Here is a 20,472-nt window from a genome sequence, read left to right as displayed (position 1 = left end):
TACTTTACTTATCTGGCTCCGTCACCAGTCATGATGACTTTTAACGTTTTTACCATAATCTTCGTGTCAAGAGAAAATGTCAAGTTTTGAATATACTGTAAGTCATGTGATAACTTTTCACTTGGACTCATTTCATATCCTCCATTTACTTGAGCAAGGCCTGTCAGCCCCGGCTTCACCGCCAGCCTTTTTGTAAAGCCTGGAATCGTGCGGTTAAATTCTGCGGTAAACATTGGTCTTTCCGGCCGCGGACCTACGATACTCATTTCTCCTTTTAACACGTTGATAAATTGTGGCAGTTCATCAATTCTTGTTTTACGGATGAATGCCCCCACTTTGGTGATACGCGGGTCATTTTTTTGGGCCCATTTCGCTCCTCCGCTTTCTGCGTCGGTTCTCATTGATCTGAGCTTCCATAATTGAAAGTAAACACCGTCTTTCCCGACCCTTTCCTGCATATAAAAGGCTGGTCCCGGTGTTTCTAACTTAATCAAAAGGGCAAACAGCAAAATGATTGGCGTACTCAAAATCAATCCGATGAACGAGAACACTAAATCTATGACACGTTTTGCAAATAAATAACGAACCATATGTTCTGTTAAGGCAAAAGAGTGGTTTCGTCTCACTTCATATTCTCTATAAAGATTCATCGCTTTCTCTGCACTCACTGACCTGCACCTCACCATTCAAAGTAGTTGTTGTGTAAAGAGATGTTCTATGAAAGTCAGTTTAGCAGAGCAACATTAAGCAAATGTAAATGGGCTGTTAAGTCTTGTAAAATTGTGTTAAGAATGTGCACTTATATCAAGTTATGCCCTTTTAAACGTAAAAAAGACCCGCAATTCTGCGGGTCTACGGGTGTTCTCTTTATTTTGCCTTTACGGATTCGATTGTTTTGAGTCTGAGTGTTCCGTTTGCATCTTTTGTATAGGTTACTTTCACTTTTGATTCTTCTTTCAAGCTGTTTACTTGTTTAGAAAATGTATTTCCAAATTGAATGGCTACTTCTTTTCCATCAATGTTGACAGCAATGGTATGTCCATCAGCCAAACCGACATATGTGCCTTCTTTGGTGAATTCTTTTTTTGTTGTGGACTCAGCTTTTGATTGATCCTTCGCAGGTTCTTCTTTTGTGATTTCTTTACTTGAGCTTTCTTTTGCATCTTCATTGGATTGACCTGCTTGGTCTTCTGTTTTAGCAGCCGTTTCTTTGCTTTGATCGTCTGTTTTTTCACTTGCAGACTTATCTTCCGTTTTTTCGTCTGATGCATTTTCTTTGTTTTGATCAGCCGCTTCAGTTGTTTCTTTTTTGCTGTTATCCGTATTGTTGTCGTTTGATTGATTTGTTGTGCCGCATGCTGTAAGCACTACACCTAGAAGCAATACTAAAAACGGCATTGTGATTAATTTTTTCAATATTGTCACCTCTTCAAGATTTGTCGATTTGCTGTTATCGGAAGGTAAACACGTAAAAAAGCTACCCTCTATGTTTCGATTATAACAAAAATAACCTAAATTGAAATGTATTTTTAACTTGACATACAAATGGTCGTTTTCATTTTCATCAAAGTAAGTGGAAACACTCCTGTTTGACCACTGACCCTCCATGGATCAATCTAGGCAGGTTATCCTCGTCACTGTCTGTTGCGCTCATACAGAGTTGTGTGCACGATTAGTAAAGACATTTGATAGCCTATGAAGACCGCATCCTTAGAGTGAATCCTTCATCCTAGAACCACTTCATATACCATTGATAAAAAAGGCTGCCGAGAGACGTTCTCGAGCAGCCTAAGAGGAGTATCTTAGCCACCCCTCATGTTTTTCTTATCTAAAATAACCTGAAACGCCGCTTGAAATACCAGCTGCTAATCTATCTTTATAAGTAGCAGATTTCAAAATATTTGAATCGACTGGACTGGAAACAAAGCCAGTTTCAAGCAAGACACTCGGCATCTTTGAATACTTAATGACATAGAAGCCAGCCGTTTTGACACCACGATCTCTTGTACCTAGTGCACTAACCATTTTAGGCTGGATGTTTTGCGCAAGCTTCAGGCTGTTCGTTGCCGCATATGTTTTGTCATAATACGTTTCTGTTCCATTTGCGCTGCTGTTGTCATTTGCATTCGCATGGACACTAATAAAGATATCTGCTTTCGCAGAAGCACCTTTGCTTACTCGTGTTTGAAGACTGTCAAATGTATCAGATGTACGTGACATGACTGGTAGTGCCCCAGCACTAGTCAATTTTGTATTTAGACGCTTAGCGACATCAAGGTTCACGTTCTTCTCAAGAAGACCATATCCAGCAGCACCAGAATCTTGATCTCCATGACCAGGGTCAATAAAAACTTTTTTTCCAACGACTGGATTTTTCAATTGGGAAGTCACAGTATTCGTCACAGTAGATGTACCACCTAGAACACTAAATGAAGTGATCTTCTTTGAACCAATGATTTTTCTTGTTGCTTTCGGTAATGTTTTTTCATTTGTGAAAATAAAGGCTTTACCCTGCTTGGCAGCAATACTAGCTCCTGAAGCGGCATCAGCATATGCAAAACCATTACTAATATACGTATTACTTGTACTCATATTGTATTTCGTCACAATATTTGCAGCGACTTCATAACGATTTGCCCCGCCAATTCTTCCAGGTGAAGGTAGTTTAGCATAAGTTGATTTATTTACACTAGACTCTCCACCAATGACAACGGTCTTTTTAATTGCTCGGCTTTTAATCACAGCTGAAGTTTCCGAACGTAAACCTTTATCATTTGTTAATAAGATTGGATAGCCTTGTTTTGCAGCATAAGGTGCAATGGCAACTGCATCTGCATAAGCAAAGCCATTTGCTACAACAGCCGTACTAGAGCTTTTCATTTGCTTTGCAATATTTGCTGCTAAGTCATAGCGGTTCTTACCACTAATACGTTTCACAGAGATACCCATTGATTTTAGCTGAGTTGTCACCTTGCTAGAGACACTCTTTGTTCCACCGAGAATAGTCACATTCTTTGTTTTTAGACTTTGAAGGCCTTTTTTTGTATCTGTAGATAAACTGCTACTGTTAGTAAACAGAACAGGGGCATTTTTTTGGTATGCATAAGGAACCGCACTTAATGCATCCGCATATGCATCTTTCCCTACAAGAACAGCCGTACTTGATGTTGTCCAGCCTTTTTTCGCCGCGTTCACCGCAACAACATACCGGTTCTTCCCATCAAGCCTTGTAACTGAATTGTCAGCAAGTGCAGATGGAAGAAACAAACACATGGTTACTACACTTAAAAATACAACTTTTATGATAGAGCGCACGTTTATAACCTCCTTTGATGTTTTAATTTGTTGTTAATTTTGCACCCGGATAATAGAATGACAAAATACTTGAGTATGAGCTTCCTGATTCAGCTCTCTTTTTCGCTCCATATTGACTCATTCCAACTCCATGACCATACCCTTTTCCTGAGATGGTAAAATCATTGGTGTTATTCTTCACTGATGCATACGTGCTTTTTAAATTAGTCGCTCCAAGTATGGATCTAAATTCAGTCATTTTAAAGCTAAGTGTCGCTGATTTATTCATACTATAAGAACCCGTTTTATTTTTTAAGTGATAGCTGATTTTCATAGAGGCTGTTTTTGCTCTCTGCCCTTTTGTCTTACCTGAAAAGGATAGGCTTGAAATTGTCGCTATCTTGATGTCTGAAGCTGAAGTTTCTTTATTTTTTAGAATCCAGTTCTTCAAGCCTTTCAACTGACTCACATTTGATTCTGTTGTCTTACTCCACCAAGATGCAGGTTCTGCTGTGCTAAGCGATTTACTCAATTGTGTTTTTGATAGTTTAAGTGTCCATGCATTCACTGGATCTTTTGTATCTGTTTTTGCTACTAAATAAGGAAATGCACTTGACCACACTTCTTCACTCGCCTCAGTGTAGCCTCCATTACTAGAATAGTAGGTAGCAGAAATCAGTTTATTATTATATTTTAGTACCTTACCTTTTGTAGCATCTACAGCTTTTGTAGAATTTGTATACCAGCTGTATCCACCGTACACTTGGAATGCTGTTGTATCTGGCACAACCTTCCCAATACTGTTCACAGAATATGTACGTGCTGCAACAGCCTGTGCTTTTAATGCCTCAACATGCCAGCTTGCTGGCATTTCATTCGGTACAACCCCTTTAAGATAATCTTCAAAAGGGATATTTTCATTTGTTGGACGAATATAGCCTGATTCTACAGCAAAGTTCATTTTCCCCAAGTATGCTTTCCCAGCAACTCGTATGACATTTTTAGTTGAATATTTCTCTGGAACAACTCTTACTGAAGATCTAAACGTCTTGATGCCCTTGATAGAAATTTTCCCGTTAGAAACATTCAATTGATAATCCTTATTATTCTTCAAATAAAATTCATTTGATAATTTTGTTTGTAAACTTGCTGAAATGGATTTTGTTCCGCCAGACAATTGAAACGAGTACGTCCCTTGTTTTTTCACAACTGATGTCACAGGTGATGTTAGACTATTGTCTTTTACAAGTACCATAGGACTGTTATTTTTGGCTGCTAAAAGCGAAAATGTAATAGCATCTGTAAAGATAGAACCATTTGCTAAGTATAGCTTATTAGCATTCATGTTTAATTCAGTTACAATATTTGCTGATACCTCATATCTATTAGCTCCACCGATTCTTTTCACTGTGGACGTTTTTTTGATTTGAGATTCAACTTTTTTGCTAACACTCTTTTCTCCACCAACAATGATGACTTTACTTGGAAGCTTGTAAGTTGGTAAGCTATCTTTCTTCGTTAACAGAATAGGATAGCCGTTTCTTGCAGCGTATGGTGTTACTGAAGCACTGTCAGTAAAAATGCTTCCTGTTGCCACTATAGCTTGACTATAGTTCCCCATCTCTTTTGCGATATTTTGTGAAACAGCATAACGTGATTTACCACTGATCCTTTTGATCTTCCCGTATTTCTTCAATGTTTTCTCTGTTGCTGAAGAAACACTTGTTGTTCCACCGATAATCAGAATATTGTCAGGATTCATCTTGTTAATTTGCTTTTCAGTGGTTTTTGTTAATCTTTCAGCATTCGTATATAAAATAGGTGCATTCAATTTATAAGCTAAAGGTGTAGCGGAAATTGCATCTGCAAACGCATCACGATTTACAATGACAATTGTAGATGGATTTTTCCAGCCTGCTGAAGCAATATTATTGGCTACCTCATAACGGTTCTTACCATCATATCGAGCTATTGAAGATACATTTGTACCAGTCACTTTGTATAAGCCGGATGATGATATGTTAAAGTTCGTTTTGTTTCCAACATAGTTTGATAATTTCACAGAAATTGTTGAGCTTGCCGCTGAAGCATCTTTTGGGATGAATACAAGCAAAAGTAAGATGAACATTGTGAAAGTTAGACTGATTTTTTTCAATTTAATGATCCCACCATCTCTCTATTGAACTTTTTTAATTTCTTGAATTTCCTTTTGGCCACTGTCATTTAGAATGTAAAAAATGTCTACGTGATCTCCTGGTTGAAATTCATTCAATACTTCATTGAAGTTTTCAGTAAATTCAAAATTCAAAGTAACATTTGACTTTTTCACTTCAATTGTATGGGAGTCTGCCATTCCTACATAGTTGGCTGTCTCCTTTAACGTTTGAGAAGTTGAACTGCTTGTCTTCTTTTCTTCTAAGGACTGCTCAGCCGTTCCACATGCTGTGAGCACGATACCTAGTAGTAGTATTAAGAACGGTAAAACGACGATTTTCTTCATTTTTTTCACCTCATGTCTTTGTATCGTCTTATAACTTAATATTTTAAGGTAAATTTAAGGTTTTTTGAAACCTTTTTTTGTTACAACGTCTATATCTAGGTTCAGAGTAAAAAAATAACTTGTTTATCAAGATTCATAAACCTATAATCATGGAAGAATCATAGAAAAGGTGAGGGACATTATGAGAGCTGAGAGAAAAAGAAAGAAGAAAAAGGTTCTTTGGATTGTTTTATCGATTATTGGCTTATTCGTATTAGCAACTGGCGGATACGCATATCATCTTTGGAACACAGCAGCATCAACCGTCGCAGGCATTCAGGAGAACTTAAAGAAGTCAGATAAGCGTGACAAAGATGTCGATTTAAATAAAAAGGACCCGATCTCCGTTTTGGTTATGGGTGTCGATGAAAGAAAGAATGACCGCGGCCGTGCAGATACATTAATATACATGACAGTGAATCCAAAAACGAAAACAACTGAGATGGTGAGTATCCCGCGTGATACGTACACGAAGATTGTCGGGAAAGGCACAATGGATAAAATCAACCACTCCTATGCATTCGGCGGCACACAAATGGCAGCTGATACAGTAGAGGAACTGCTTGATGTACCTGTTGATTATTTTGTCAAAGTCAATATGGAAAGCTTTAAAGACATTGTCGATACACTTGGCGGCATTACCGTGAATAGTACGTTTGCTTTCAGCTATGACGGCCATTCATTTGGTACAGGAGAAATTAACCTGAATGGCGATCAAGCACTTGCCTATACAAGAATGAGAAAACAAGACCCTAAAGGGGATTTTGGCCGCCAGCAAAGACAGCGCCAAGTCATTGAAGGCATCATTGCGAAGGGTGCCAACATTTCGTCTATTACAAAATTCGGCGATATGTTCAAAGTCGTTGAAAACAACATGAAAACCAACATGTCCTTTGACGATATGTGGACGATGATGAATGATTATCGCGATGCAAGAAAGCATGTCAAACAGCACGAGCTGAAAGGAACAGGCACACGAATCAATAACATTTATTACTACCAGCTTGATGATAGCAGTTTAGCGAAAGTGAAGAAGGAATTGAAGGAAAGTTTGGAGCAGTAAAAAAGAAGACAAAGGGCTAAAATAAAGATCATTTTAACCCTTTGTCAACAAATCTGAGAAGGCTACAATGACGTAGTCTTCTTTTTTATGATTTAAACGGTACTGGCTTTTCCTCACTGAATCCAAAACGATGAAGGAGCTCTTGGACAATTCGTTTCGACGCTTGTCCATCACCATAAGGATTAGAAGCCTTCGACATTTTGTCGTACTCTTGCTGGTCTTCTAGCAGCTCTTTTGCCATCTGGTAAATGGTATTCTCATCTGTCCCTGCAAGCTTGAGCGTGCCAGCTTTAACGCCTTCTGGTCGTTCTGTTGTATCACGCAGCACCAATACTGGCTTCCCTAAAGAAGGAGCCTCCTCTTGAACACCGCCGGAATCCGTTAAAATAAAGTGTGAAGCTGCCGCAAAGTTATGGAAGTCAACCACTTCAAGCGGTTCAATTAAGTGCACCCGGTCGAGATCACTGAATTCCGTTTGAGCCGCATCACGAACGGCAGGATTTAAATGAACAGGGTATACGACCTGTACATCTTCGAACTCTTCTACAACACGTCTAATCGCTCTAAACATGTTTTTCATCGGCTGTCCAAGATTCTCCCTGCGATGAGCCGTTAACAAAATCATTTTATCTGTGCCTATTTTCTCTAAAATAGGATGTTGATATTGTTCTGTGACCGTTGTTTGCAGGGCGTCAATGGCAGTATTCCCTGTCACACAAATGGTCGCTTCTTTTTTATTTTCTATCAAAAGATTCTGCTTCGCCTCATCTGTAGGTGCAAAATGAATATCGGCAATAGTGCCTGTCATTTGACGGTTCAATTCCTCTGGGAATGGTGAATACTTATTGTGTGTTCTTAAGCCTGCCTCCACATGACCAACTGAAATTTGGTGATAAAAAGCGGCCAGACTTCCCGCAAACGTAGTCGTTGTGTCTCCATGAACAAGCACAATATCAGGCTTTTCCTCTTGAAATAACTGATCTAGCTTCAACAGTGCATTTGATGTAATTTCTGATAATGTTTGGCGCTGTTTCATGATGTTTAGATCATGATCTGGCGTAATAGAAAAAGCTTCAAGGACTTGGTCAAGCATTTCTCTATGCTGAGCTGTTACAGTGACAATTGAATTTATTTGTGGATGTTTATTAAGTTCAAGGACAAGTGGAGCCATTTTGATTGCTTCAGGTCTAGTACCGAAAATAGTCATTACATTTAGTTTTTTCACTTGTTTATGCCTCTTTCCTAGTATAGTACTTTCAATTATACACAATTTGGAGGATAAATTTAATGATGTGAAAAAGAAATTTACATTGAATTAACGTTATATTTCTTTTTCCTTTACATTTAACATATAAAATATGAATTACTAAAGTTCATTTTAGTGAAATCATTTGTCTTTCCTATGATTTGTAAGTTACACTTTAATAAGACGACCAAGAACACACATTGAATGATTAAATCGGTTATCTATGTAAGGAAGGTGCAAAGTTCATTGAAAAAAGTACGTAAAGCCATTATACCCGCTGCAGGTCTCGGGACACGTTTCCTCCCTGCCACAAAGGCCATGCCTAAAGAAATGCTGCCAATCGTTGATAAACCAACCATTCAATATATTATTGAAGAAGCTGTTGAATCAGGAATTGAAGACATTATTATCGTCACTGGAAAAGGAAAAAGAGCCATTGAGGATCATTTTGATTTTGCACCAGAGCTAGAGCGGAACCTTGAGGAAAAAGGAAAAAGCGAGCTTTTAGAAAAGGTGAGAAAGTCCTCTAATATTGCTGACATTCATTACATACGTCAAAAGGAACCGAAGGGACTTGGACACGCCGTTTGGTGCGCACGTAACTTCATCGGTGATGAACCTTTTGCTGTTTTACTAGGTGATGACATTGTTCAAGCCGAAACACCTGGGCTTCGCCAGCTGATGGATGAATATGAAAAAACCCTTTCATCTGTGATCGGCGTTCAGCAGGTAGCAGACAGCGATACGCATCGCTACGGGATCATTGATCCTCTTACACAAGAAGGACGCCGCTACCAAGTGAAAAATTTTGTTGAAAAGCCGGCGCAAGGAACAGCACCATCGAATTTAGCCATCTTAGGCCGCTACATTTTCACACCAGAGATCTTTATGTACCTCGATCAACAAGAGATTGGTGCAGGCGGAGAAATTCAGCTGACAGATGCCATCCAAAAGCTCAATGACATCCAGCGTGTATTTGCCTATGATTTTGAAGGAAAACGATACGATGTCGGTGAGAAACAAGGCTTCATCGAAACGACTCTCGAGTTTGCCCTTCAGGATGAAGAGCTGAAAAAGAAACTCATTCCATTTATGAAACAGCTTCTTGAAAAAGAAGAAGTCAATTAAAAAAGCTGCCGGCATCGGCAGCTTTTTATTTGATCGCTGAAATCGTCAGCGTATGCTGTTCATTATCAATGACAAACAGGTTGTTTTCGCCCTTTACTGCGAATTTCGTTTGTTTTTCATTCATCCAGACATTTTGTTCAGTCAGCCCAAGTGTTGAAGGAGAAATGGGCATAATCTCGCGGAACACAATCGCGTGTGCTTGACCATTTTGAATCACATAATCGGTTTTCTCTGTGGTCAATCGCTCAATGGTGTCGCCTTGATCACTTTTGATCGAGCTCAGCGTTTGCATTCTTTGCTGAAGCACAGATTCTTCTTTTCCAAGGAAAGATAGTAAATACTCATACGAACCTGCTGATGCAGGTGATACGTAGGAATTGAACTGTCCTGGTCCAATGGATAATGGCTTCAATTCATCTGCAGCTTGCAGTGCATCACGTTTCACAAAATACGTCTCTGACGCTGTTTTGATTTGAACAGTTTGTTTATTTTCAGCCACAGCCTGTACTTCTTGTCCAAATGGTAAAGTGACATCCGCCTTTTTTTTCATGGCTTGATCTTTGTAAACCGTCATTGAATCTGCTGTGACAATGGCTTGTTGATCTACCTTTTTCATATTAGGCGCACCCTTCGTCTTAGGATCCTTTGACTGAGGCGCCTCTGTCTTATCTGATGGTATTGCACCAAATGTTGCCAGCGTACGAAGCGGTCGATCCGAAAACATAGAAAGGGCAAGCAAGATGGTTAAGAGCGCTATAATGGTCACTTGAAACGCTGGTCCAAAAAATGAACGTCGTTTCCCGTTTTCATTATAACGAGACACCTTTGCTGTCTTTTGTACGCCTTTTCGACCTTCCTTGTGTTTCAATTGGTATTCTTTTTTCTCTTTCTTAGAAAGCTTGTTAAACCAATCAACAAACTCCTTATATTCTTTCACAACCTTTTTCGTATCATCAAACATACGAAGCTCACCATAATGCATCCAAGCCACCCGATCACAGATTTTTTGGATTTGGCTAATGGAGTGACTGACAAAAAAGATCGTCTTGCCTTGTTCTTTGAATTCTGTGATTCGATCCACACATTTTTGATAGAACGTTTGGTCTCCGACAGATAACGCTTCATCAATAATCAGGATATCTGGATCGATATGTGCTGAAATGGCAAAGCCTAGACGGGATTTCATTCCGCTTGAACAGCTTTTTACAGGCTGATCGATAAAGTCGCCAATATCCGCAAACTCTACGATTTTTTCATAAAGCTCATCTATCTCTTTATTCGTCAGCCCCATCATTAAGCACTTTAATCGAATGTTGTCTTTACCGCTTAACTGGTTGTTCAGCCCTGCCGCAATGGCAATTAACGAAGGCTGGCCGTCCATCTCAATTTCACCATTTGTCGGTGGAATGATTTTCGCTAGAAGGTTCGACATCGTTGATTTACCAGATCCGTTGATCCCTACAAAACCAATCGTCTCGCCTTCATATACATCAAAGGACACATCACGAACAGCAAAGAAACCTTTTTCATTTTTATTAGGAAAAAACAGCCCTTTGATCTTATCCGACTGTTTTTTATATAGGACGTATTGCTTGGATACGTTTCGAAACGAAACCTTTAGTTTCATCGTATAATCTCCTTACTTTTTAAAGAAAATCGACAAATTTATCCCTGAATTTCATATGAAGCAACGAACCGACTGTTAAAAGAAGAAGGGTAATCAGCCAAAAATAAAGCGTATATTTCACATCATGGAAGAACCATTCTCCCTTTAACAAGCTATTTCTGAAACCATCAATAATGTAGAAAAGAGGATTCAGTCTTAATATATCTCCAATCCACGCTTTGTCTCCAGTCAGCTTCTCTGAGATATTCCAAAAAATCGGCAGCAAAAAGAAAAGCAAACGTGTCACTGATTGTAAAAGAAATTGATAGTCTCTCACGAGTACGCTAATCGTTGAATTAAACAAACTAAACGAAAACATAAACGCGATCATACAAATAAGATAGTATATATATTGCAGCCAATGCGCGTCGGGATATATGCCATAGGAAATCAGCACAATCAGATAGACACCCATCATGACAAAGTAGCTGAACAAGTTGGACATAATCACCACAGACGGCAGCGCACTAATCGGAAAATTCATTTTCGATACCATATTAATGCGTTTAAACACACTGTTTGATCCATCAAGAATCGTCGGACTAATGAAGAACCACGGTATTAATCCAGCAAGCATCCAAATGATAAATGGAACTTCCATGCCTCCAATGACAATTGGCTGTCCTCCGCGAATACCCAAACCAAAAACAAACCAGTAAGCCAGCATTTGAATCAATGGATTTAAAAACTGCCATAAAACACCTAAATAATTCATCTGATATTTTGATTTTGTTTCATAAACAGCAAGTCGCATAATCAGCGGAAATGAACTGATTTGCTCCTTTAGTATCGTCAACATTGCGTTCATTGTTATCTTCCTTAGATATAAGTTTTTGGGATTACTTTTTTAAAAAGCACCGCTCATAATTGTAACAGATAACGATTCACATTTCATCTTATAACAAAAGTCGTGCACTTCAAACTAGAAGACAAAAAACCCTGAATCCTTTCGATCGTAGATTCAGGGGGGTTCAGACATTAGATAATTTGATGCTCTTTTAAGAAATCCGTAATTCTTTTCGTATTTTGATTATCGTTAAAGCTATTGATCTTCAAATATTTTTCTTTATATTCATCTTCCACAACATACTGATGATCGATCGCATGTTTGACAAGATGTATTAGCTCTTGGGTGTTATATGCAATCGGTCCTGGTGCATTTTCTTCGTTCACAGGAGGAATGGCCTTATACTGTCTAATTAAGTAATCTTTCTCTTCCCAATAAAAAATAGGGTACGCTCCTCTATATTGTGCATCATAAATAGCAGAAGAATAATCAGTGATAAACACTTTTGATACTTTTAGCGCTTCTGATGGGTTATCAGAAATAATATGTTTATACTGAGGAAGGTTCTGATAAACGTATTGTGAAAATTTGTTATGCGGTACAATTAAAAGACGGTCAAGAAGACCTGCTTCTTCAAAGCTTTTAATGATTTTGATCAGAACTCTATAATAAGATGTTTCTTCAATTCTATTCGTATAAATAAGCCCCTCTTCCCAATATCGGTAAGTTGGCATAAAGGCTATCTTATCTGCACCGTCTACTAATTTTGCATGATCAAAGGTTGCCAGACCTGTCAAAATCAAGTCATCACGGTCATAGTTCATTTTATAAAATTCACCGGCCTCTAATTCAGAGCTGATAACTGATTTATAAATATTGTATTGGTTTTTATCTTTGTGGAATCCAAAGGCCATTGGATTATCAACCGGTTTGGCAAACATAATGCCGTGTTGTAAAAACACGAGTGGGACACTCATGATTCTCTCTCTGAGATGATCAATGTATAATCTATCATTCAGAACATGGTTTGATAACTCACTTGAAATAAAATAGCTGGCGTTAAAGATACTTAAATAGTGTCGCAGGCTATATTTCGGAATGATTCCCTTTGCATATTTAGCTTTTAGTGTTGGATATGCGCTTGATTTCTTATTAAGAATAAAGTAATTTCTTGAGTTCGTTTGACAATTCTCCTGTATATAGTCATAAACTCTAATAGCTGATTCATCTGCTTTGTCACTCTTTTTCTCAAAAAACAAATTCACACCATACTTTTTGTCTTTATAGAATGATGATAAGATACTCGCTACTTTTATTTTCACTTTACTAAATAAAGAATATTCCTGAGAATAAGGAATAATGGTTGATGTCACATTCCCAAACAGATTTGTTCTTAGTACTTGAAGCTTGTCCCCATTCTTTTTCGTGATATATGTTTTCACCTTTTTATCTCTTTTTTTCAATCTTAAACTATGGATAATTCGGTTATCATTTCCTACGAACAAGTTATTGTGGATTCTGCTATCTAAATCAAGATCATTTAACGAGATTTTAAAGAAACCATACCTTTTCAATAATTTAATCTTTCTAAAGGGTCTCATAAATCTCGCTAGCTGGTGGTCAGAGTTTCTAATATAAAGATATTCATATTTTTGATCTGAATTATATGCGTAATGAGTCAGTCTTCCATAAATATAAAAACTATTAAACATACTAAAAATACGTAATCTTGACGTATGTTTTGTAACCAGATATGGATTTCCTCTCACTAAATAAACACCATTAGTTCTTACATATATATAGTATCTTTGTTTATTAATCACCAAAATATTAAGAATGTTGTCTTCTTTGAATTGCTCTAAGGTATCTTTACCAAAAATTTTGAGCGGCTGATATCTAGGAACGAGTCTAAAGTTGACGGTTTTCTTTTGCTGAGTCATCTTATTTAAAATTTTGATTTGATTACGGTTATTCAGAGTCACTTCAATATCTTTATGTTCCTGCATCACATCAAACAAAATTTTCCTTACATTTAGTTCTTTATTCTGACAATCGTACGTAATCACAAAGTGGAAAGGACTGTATATGATAAAGGAGATGTCAATAAATCTTCTATTCGTCCCATTAATGGTCAAATTCATTTTATAATTCCGGTTGATCTCATCTACGTTCAGCAGCCCTGAGAATAATAAAAGTTCCTCTTCGCCTCGATATAAACCATAACGGTCTATCCCTAATTGTTTGACATAGATATTTTCAAATTGATTGTTAATTTTAATAGGATGTATCTGATTGGGTTGAATCATGTCTGAGCTTTCTTTCACAATATATAAATTCTGGTCCTTAGAATAGAGATAGATCATTTCATTAGAATGATCTATTGTTGATTCAAAAATCATTTGATCTTTTACATTAATTTCACAGATCCACTTTGATTCGTTTACATTTAACTTTTCAAACTCAAAAGTGCATAATTTCTCTATGTCGTCAATATATAATGCTAACTTATGTTCATCTAAATTGAGAATTTCTATAAAATTATGATAAAGTTTGTACATTGAAACACCTCTATATTATTTTCAGCATATTTACAGTACCGGATAATCTTATCTAAATTTAGCATGTTTATTGTTAAATTTCTATGTTTTTTTATTTTTACCATTACTTTTAAATATGTGTACAATGGAATAAAAAACACAAAAAAAAGTATCGTTCAAAAGGAGAAGAACGATACTTTTTTACTATTTTTCAGAAAACACAACCTCAACCACCCGTTTCGATGATTCCCCGCTCTCTAAATAGCAGAATTTTTCATAAAACGGTGCAAATGAAGCTGGTAATGCAAAGGTTGGCTGTTCTGTTTCTCTTACCCAGTCAATGACACTTGCTGTCTCTTTTACAAGCGGTCCAGGTGCTTCTTGTTCAAAGTCGAAGTAGAAGCCTCTGAGCTTGTCACGATATGTTTCGATGTCTGGCACATAGAACAGCATCGGACGTTTGAGATTTGCATAATCAAAGAACACGGATGAGTAATCTGTGATGAGCAGATCAGAAATCATATAAAGGTCTCTGATGTCTTCGTAATGAGAGAAGTCATAGGCAAAGCCTTCATATGGTCCTAAATCAAAGTTTTCAGCTACTAGATAGTGCATACGAAGAATGATGATATAGTCGTCTCCGATAGATGCTCTTAGCTCATGCAGATCAAGGTCTAAATCAAATTTGTACTGACCTTTTTTATAAAATTGATCGTCTCTCCATGTCGGTGCATATAAGATCAATTTTTTATAAAGCGGCAGGTTCATTTTTTGCTTGAGTGCCCTCATCGTTTCTTCATTGTTTTGATTGTGAAGGAAGTCGTTTCTCGGATATCCTGACTCAACCATCGTCTTTTGAAATTGGAACGCACGTGTAAAGATTTCAGTCGAGTATGCATTAGGAGAAATGAGGTAATCCCAATTCGATGCTTCTTTCGTGAAATTCTTTTTGTATTTCTTCGTGTTCGTTCCAGGCATATGCACCTCGTCCATGTCCATCGCCAGTCGTTTTAACGGCGTACCGTGCCATGTTTGCAGGTATGTTGTATGGTCTGGTTTTGGGACCCAAAGCGGCAATCGACTGTTGACGACCCAATACTCAGCTCTTGCCATCGCAAAAATCCATTTGAATGACAGACGATTGATATAGTAGATGTCTTTTTCCTTAAACGGTGCTTCATGCCCTTTTTTGACGCTCCAGATCAACGTATATTCAGGGTGGTTTTCTTTCATATACTCATAAATAGCACGCGGGTTACAACTGAATTGTTTTCCATTAAAGCTTTCAAAAACAACGGTTTTCTTTTTCACGGACAATTTACTTGCTAGCTTAAAGGTCGTTTTGAAGGTTCTTGTCACCAATTGATTACGGACTTTTTTGATTTTGCCAATTTTCTTTTTGAATTTCTTCCACTTGCTTTTGACATAGTACTTCGCACGGGTTTTGATTGTGTAATCATTAATTCGGATGCCAAGCGTTTGCCTCTTTTTCTTTCGATATACTTCATATCGAATCGGGATATCGTTCTTTTTTTGTATTTGGACAAGCCCTTTTAATTGATTAGATCGATCTCCAAGCACAAGTGACGGTGTTGTTAAAGTCTCTTCTACTCCGTTAACTTCACATATAAATTCAAAGTACATTCTATAGATATATCGCTTATCTGTAGAATAGGTTAATGCCCCTAAAGGGACTTCAACTTTGAAAGGATATATCTCTGGCATCTCCCCGTCTGTTCTATAATAATCAATTTCACTTTTTTGCTGGAAATTTACGGGGAAGCGGTGCTCCATTTCGGGGGCACTGTTCCTTTTGACCAGGATTTGTATTCTTTTGATTCGATAAGAGTGCTCAGCACTTATCACACCACAATATCCATTTAGAGTCAGGATATTGGTCTCATCGAGTGATATCTGCTTCATTTTCGTGATCTTCATTTCTCGCTTGACCTTAATAGAAGCATTCCCTTTGTCCGTACGATATGGTATGGCAAGGAGCAGAGCGTTTTGATTTTCTATGAAACAGACTTCAGGCGTTTCGACATCCAGCTTTAGACGACGCTTATAATAAGGATTGTCGTCTTCATCTATGAATTGTCCTTCTTCCTCTTCCAATTCCGCCTCTTCGTCCTCTCCATCAGAATCATACGAGGAGTCTTCGGTTTCATCTTCGCTCTCACTACTATCAATCATTTGAGAAAAATCCGTCACATATAAATTATACGTTTGTCCTTGTTCCATTTTATTCGAGAAAGAATCTTCATGAAGCACTATTTTAAACCGATTTTCTGCTAGATGTTCAAGAGGAAGGTAAACTTCCTGCTTTGAGAACCTTTCTCTCATGAGCAAGTAAAATATTCGACCTTCTAATGGCCTATCATCATCTATTTTCAACACAATTTCCAGTTGTTGGTGATGGTTCTTTAAACTTTCAACAACACTTTTCTTCTGAACGGTCTCTTCAATCATCAATCATTTATCTCCTCTGTTCATCGAAATCTTATGCTTGTCATACTCATAACACGATGTAGTATAAATAAAAGTTTCTATTTATTTATTCAACTTCCAAGAATAATTCCCTTTAATTGTCTTGTAAGAAACACCATCCACCTTTGACACACCTTTTTCATTGAGCAAATGCTCGGCGATTGGTAACCGCTGAGTGATTTCATTGAATTCTTCATCTCTCATTCTCATATAGAAATCAACGTATTTTGTTTTGTTTCGCTTCAATGCCGCCTTTATGAATGCATGTCCAATTGGGAAGGATACCTTTAAATTTTCGACTTTTTTAGAGAATAACTCAGCATGGTTATCCCGATCGTATCCGACAAGTTCTAATATAACCTTTTTTCGCTTTTCAATCACACCTTCCATTTGCAAGTCCAATGAAAGAACATGATGTTTACTACTAATGTCTACCAATTTGAAATGAATAGGCTTCATCATGCGTTGAATTTGGTCTCTTTTTTCTCGAACTTCTATCATTTTGTGGAGTGCCGTTATCCAGTTTTCATAATAGTTCGGGATTGAATATATCTCTGCAATCTCCTGACAATTTTCTGAAAAAATTTGATGCTGTTCATCGTTTTTTAACAATTCAATGATTTTGTTAGCTAGCTGCTTCACTTCATATTGCTCTACAACAAAGCCATTAAACTCATTTTTCACAAGCGTGCTAGCACCATAATCGTAATTATAAGTAATCACAGGGCAATTGTTAACAATTGATTCCATGATAGATAATGGACAGCCTTCAAAGACAGAGGTAGAGATAGACATTCTAGCTGTTCTAAATTCAACATCAGGTTTTTGAGTGAACCCTTTCAAAAAGACATTCTTTTCTAAATTTAATTTTTTAATTTCCTGTTTTAGCTGCTTTTCTTGAGGACCAGAACCAAAGATTTCAAGCCTCGCACTTGGTACTTCTTTTATCACAAATTGAAACGAACGGATGGCATCTATGACATTCTTGATTTTAGTTAATCTCGCCATCATCAGTACCTTATGTGGATCAGCCATATAATGATCTTGTACTTGATGTGACGAACGGTCTAGTGTATGTGGCGTTAAAAAGAATATATTTTGATGACCGAATTGTTTTACTACATCTGTTTTTTGCTCTTCAGTGATAAAGAAGACGGCATCTACTTTTTGTTTTCTTATTTGGGTAAATAACTCATTGTAATCAGAACGTAATGCTGTCTTTTCTGTTTCGTAGTGTTTACTGTGAATAATTGCTGAGAAGTAAGAAGAGCTTCTTTTTTTTAATTGAAAAACATACTTATCCTGCTTCCGACTATCAACTAAAAAGAGCTTTTTCCGATCATTTTTATACTGAATAGTCATGAGCCACTCTTGTCTTAATGCCTTTTCATTTTTAAAGGTTTTTATCCCTTCCTGAGCATACCATATCATTTCTTTTAATTTATTTTTAGACTCTTCTTCAAGATGAACATACTCTTTTTTCATATAAATATAAGTGTGCTCATAAATGAATAGTTCTTGATAGACTTTGCCCGTTTCCTGAGAGAAATAAGAAACTTTATGCAACTGCCCTTGTGTATTGTATTCCTCACGCTTTTCCATTTGCTGATTTTGATGAAAGAACTCAATCATCTCAATTTGATTTGTTTGTTCATTCCTAATGAATCGAACAGATGGATCTTCATGATCAATTACCACTTCACTGATGTTGTCAGGGTGATAAGATGGGTGATACTGTTCCTCTGGTTTACTATTTGGAATAAGGAAGTCTACATACATATTTTGAATTTTTGTCATTTTAGGATTCACTATTTGTTTGTCAATGATCCCTTTCACTTTCCGAGAAAATTCAGGATCATATGAAAAGGTTAAAAAATGAGATGAAATATTCTTCAACCCAAATAGTTTCGCACGTAGCAATAACGACTTCGTCATACCACCATATTTCTCTTTAATTCTCCCAGTAATAAAGTAATAATCCATATCCGGAATTTGTAAGTGTGGTTGCGGTTGACTTTGATTATTTTTAAGTGTCTTTCTTCTATGCTTGTTAAACCATTTTCGGATCAAAACACTCAACCTTTCATTGTTGTCCATTTATTCCGTCGATATTTAAATAAATTTTAAAAGAATATTTTAACATGAAAAAGTACTTCTCACCAAATGATAAGAAGTACTCTTATTTCAATCTATTAAAGTCCTGCAATTTCTTCCTTTATTTGTGTTGTAGAGATGCCTTCTGTTCTCTTCAAGTATACGACTTCGCAATGCTCTTTCAAGAAATCGAATTTACCTTCCCAGTCATCTCCCATGACAAACACATCGATGTCGTGCTCTTGCACGTCTCGGACTTTTTGGTCCCAGCTGTTTTCTGGAATGACTTCATCTACATAACGAATCGTTTCTAAAATCAGCTTTCTATGCTCGTAGCTATGATAAGCCTTTTTTGATTTTTGTAAATTAAACTCATCTGTAGAGATGGCCACCACTAAGTAATCTCCGAGCTGCTTTGCACGCTCCAGCAGCTTAATGTGACCCCAGTGTAATAAATCAAATGTACCGTAAGTAATAACTTTCTTCATTGCAAACTAAACTCCTTTCTTTAAATCCTTATTCGTCTGCTTCAAGCAGTAATGTTTATCCGTAATCCCATTATCTTCGATCAGTTTTTTCGCTCTTCGGAACCTCATTATATCACAGTGCCCATTAAACGTTAAGCAGATGTAAAGACAAACTATTTCCAATTTAATGGGCACGGGAGGAAAAGTCCGAAAAATCAATGTTTCACCGATCTTCAATTATATGAAATTATAAAAATGTCATGAAATTTAAAGGATTGTAAAGTTATTGTTAATATTTCATGGAGCAACTATGATAAAATGATGAGTAGGCTAAGAATGAATTTACAATGAACGTTCATAGATAACAAGATGAAAAAGGAGGTCTAAACAATGCAAACAGAAGTGGTCTCTAACCTTTCTTATGTAAACGGCGACTTAGATGAATTTATCAGCTATATCAACCAGCATCATATTTCTCAGAAAAGAGGCGCCATGATTGCGACTGTGAATCCAGAGATTGGCTATGCCGTCATGAAGGATGATGCGTACCATCAAGTAGTCTCTTCTGCGGATTATGTATTGCCGGATGGTGTGGGCGTCGTGTTGATGTCACGCATGACACAGAGTCCGCTTAAATCAAGAATTGCAGGCTTTGATGTCTTCATGTCTATGCTTGATCTTGCAAACAAGCAGTCTAAAAGTATCTTTTTATATGGTGCGAAAAAAGAAGTGCTTGAGGCTGTCAAACAGCGAATTGATACGGAATATCCAAATGTGGTCATTGCAGGCAGCTGTGACGGCTATCAAGCCGATAAACGTTTCGTTGCGAAACAAATCGCTCGCTCGAAAGCACATATGGTGTTCGTTGCTTTAGGTTATCCAAACCAAGAGAACTTCATTTATGAATACCGCCATTTATTCCCGCAGGCTGTTTGCATCGGTTTAGGCGGAAGCTTCGATGTATTTAGCGGCACAGTGAAGCGTGCACCACGCTGGATGATTAAGACAAATACGGAATGGCTGTACAGACTGGTTGTCAATCCGTGGAGGTGGAAACGAATGCTGAATATTCCAAAGTACGCCTTTGCCGTATTGAAGGAAAACAAAGGGAAGAAACGTTACTATCCTGAGCAAGTAAAAGATCAGACGAAGCAGCTATGAGAG

15 protein-coding genes are annotated in these 20,472 nt (G+C 37.4%); 3 read left to right on the top strand and 12 right to left on the bottom strand.

Annotated features, from left to right (window positions below):
• Nucleotides 1–8: 8 nt before the first annotated feature.
• The 5 genes from R0K30_RS07620 to R0K30_RS07600 form a co-directional block, all read right to left on the bottom strand.
• Nucleotides 9–668, bottom strand: coding sequence for a sugar transferase (locus R0K30_RS07620; RefSeq protein ID WP_099726406.1), 660 nt, complete (start codon nt 666–668; stop codon nt 9–11).
• Nucleotides 669–867: 199 nt separating this feature from the next.
• Nucleotides 868–1,416: a hypothetical protein gene (locus tag R0K30_RS07615; protein ID WP_410609911.1), complete on the bottom strand. Its 549-nt coding sequence runs from the start codon at nt 1,414–1,416 to the stop codon at nt 868–870.
• A gap of 408 nt (nt 1,417–1,824) precedes the next feature.
• Nucleotides 1,825–3,315: an N-acetylmuramoyl-L-alanine amidase gene (locus R0K30_RS07610; protein ID WP_099726408.1), complete on the bottom strand. Its 1,491-nt coding sequence runs from the start codon at nt 3,313–3,315 to the stop codon at nt 1,825–1,827.
• 22 nt (nt 3,316–3,337) lie between these two features.
• Nucleotides 3,338–5,449 carry a SpoIID/LytB domain-containing protein gene (locus R0K30_RS07605; protein ID WP_410609909.1) on the bottom strand — a complete coding sequence of 704 codons (2,112 nt, stop codon included), beginning with the start codon at nt 5,447–5,449 and terminating at the stop codon, nt 3,338–3,340.
• Between the two features lie 21 nt (nt 5,450–5,470).
• Complete coding sequence (locus R0K30_RS07600; RefSeq protein ID WP_230030667.1) at nt 5,471–5,794, bottom strand: LytA; 324 nt, start codon at nt 5,792–5,794, stop codon at nt 5,471–5,473.
• Nucleotides 5,795–5,975: 181 nt separating this feature from the next.
• Here R0K30_RS07600 and tagU point away from each other — a divergent pair, with 181 nt between their 5' ends.
• Nucleotides 5,976–6,896 carry a polyisoprenyl-teichoic acid--peptidoglycan teichoic acid transferase TagU gene (tagU, locus tag R0K30_RS07595; RefSeq protein WP_099726411.1) on the top strand — a complete coding sequence of 307 codons (921 nt, stop codon included), beginning with the start codon at nt 5,976–5,978 and terminating at the stop codon, nt 6,894–6,896.
• Between the two features lie 85 nt (nt 6,897–6,981).
• Here the strand turns inward: tagU and wecB are convergent, their stop codons facing one another.
• A complete protein-coding gene (gene wecB / locus R0K30_RS07590) occupies nt 6,982–8,121 on the bottom strand; it encodes a non-hydrolyzing UDP-N-acetylglucosamine 2-epimerase (protein ID WP_099726412.1) in 1,140 nt (379 codons plus the stop codon).
• 267 nt (nt 8,122–8,388) lie between these two features.
• Between wecB and galU the strand changes: the two genes are divergently transcribed.
• Nucleotides 8,389–9,270: a UTP--glucose-1-phosphate uridylyltransferase GalU gene (galU, locus tag R0K30_RS07585; RefSeq protein ID WP_230030664.1), complete on the top strand. Its 882-nt coding sequence runs from the start codon at nt 8,389–8,391 to the stop codon at nt 9,268–9,270.
• Between the two features lie 25 nt (nt 9,271–9,295).
• On the opposite strand, the gene tagH is transcribed toward galU, so the two are convergent.
• The 6 genes from tagH to tagD form a co-directional block, all read right to left on the bottom strand.
• On the bottom strand, nt 9,296–10,897 hold the full coding sequence (gene tagH / locus R0K30_RS07580; RefSeq protein WP_410609905.1) for a teichoic acids export ABC transporter ATP-binding subunit TagH: 1,602 nt from the start codon (nt 10,895–10,897) through the stop codon (nt 9,296–9,298).
• Nucleotides 10,898–10,916: 19 nt separating this feature from the next.
• Nucleotides 10,917–11,744 (bottom strand): ABC transporter permease, encoded by an 828-nt coding sequence (locus R0K30_RS07575; RefSeq protein WP_060597419.1) that lies wholly within the window; start codon nt 11,742–11,744, stop codon nt 10,917–10,919.
• 170 nt (nt 11,745–11,914) lie between these two features.
• Nucleotides 11,915–14,281 carry a CDP-glycerol glycerophosphotransferase family protein gene (locus tag R0K30_RS07570; protein ID WP_410609902.1) on the bottom strand — a complete coding sequence of 789 codons (2,367 nt, stop codon included), beginning with the start codon at nt 14,279–14,281 and terminating at the stop codon, nt 11,915–11,917.
• A gap of 183 nt (nt 14,282–14,464) precedes the next feature.
• On the bottom strand, nt 14,465–16,729 hold the full coding sequence (locus tag R0K30_RS07565; RefSeq protein ID WP_410610105.1) for a CDP-glycerol glycerophosphotransferase family protein: 2,265 nt from the start codon (nt 16,727–16,729) through the stop codon (nt 14,465–14,467).
• 81 nt (nt 16,730–16,810) lie between these two features.
• Nucleotides 16,811–18,817 (bottom strand): glycosyltransferase, encoded by a 2,007-nt coding sequence (locus R0K30_RS07560; protein ID WP_410609900.1) that lies wholly within the window; start codon nt 18,815–18,817, stop codon nt 16,811–16,813.
• A 122-nt stretch (nt 18,818–18,939) separates the two neighbouring features.
• Complete coding sequence (gene tagD, locus R0K30_RS07555) at nt 18,940–19,329, bottom strand: glycerol-3-phosphate cytidylyltransferase (RefSeq protein WP_008343212.1); 390 nt, start codon at nt 19,327–19,329, stop codon at nt 18,940–18,942.
• 369 nt (nt 19,330–19,698) lie between these two features.
• On the opposite strand from tagD, the gene R0K30_RS07550 reads away from it, so the two are divergent.
• On the top strand, nt 19,699–20,469 hold the full coding sequence (locus R0K30_RS07550; RefSeq protein WP_099726419.1) for a WecB/TagA/CpsF family glycosyltransferase: 771 nt from the start codon (nt 19,699–19,701) through the stop codon (nt 20,467–20,469).
• The last annotated feature ends 3 nt before the right edge of the window (nt 20,470–20,472 follow it).

This window comes from Bacillus sp. SIMBA_154 (assembly GCF_046536015.1).
GTDB classification, from domain to species: domain Bacteria; phylum Bacillota; class Bacilli; order Bacillales; family Bacillaceae; genus Bacillus; species Bacillus pumilus_P.
The sequence above is the reverse complement of the archived record's forward strand: the minus strand, read 5'-3'. Positions and strand labels throughout refer to the sequence as shown.

Coding starts and splice junctions, on each gene's coding strand:
- R0K30_RS07600 (WP_230030667.1), bottom strand. CDS start 5,794: ATGAAGAAAATCGTCGTTTTACCGTTCTTAATACTACTACTAGGTATC.
- tagU (WP_099726411.1), top strand. CDS start 5,976: ATGAGAGCTGAGAGAAAAAGAAAGAAGAAAAAGGTTCTTTGGATTGTT.
- tagH (WP_410609905.1), bottom strand. CDS start 10,897: ATGAAACTAAAGGTTTCGTTTCGAAACGTATCCAAGCAATACGTCCTA.
- R0K30_RS07575 (WP_060597419.1), bottom strand. CDS start 11,744: ATGAACGCAATGTTGACGATACTAAAGGAGCAAATCAGTTCATTTCCG.
- R0K30_RS07570 (WP_410609902.1), bottom strand. CDS start 14,281: ATGTACAAACTTTATCATAATTTTATAGAAATTCTCAATTTAGATGAA.
- R0K30_RS07565 (WP_410610105.1), bottom strand. CDS start 16,729: ATGATTGAAGAGACCGTTCAGAAGAAAAGTGTTGTTGAAAGTTTAAAG.
- tagD (WP_008343212.1), bottom strand. CDS start 19,329: ATGAAGAAAGTTATTACTTACGGTACATTTGATTTATTACACTGGGGT.
- R0K30_RS07550 (WP_099726419.1), top strand. CDS start 19,699: ATGCAAACAGAAGTGGTCTCTAACCTTTCTTATGTAAACGGCGACTTA.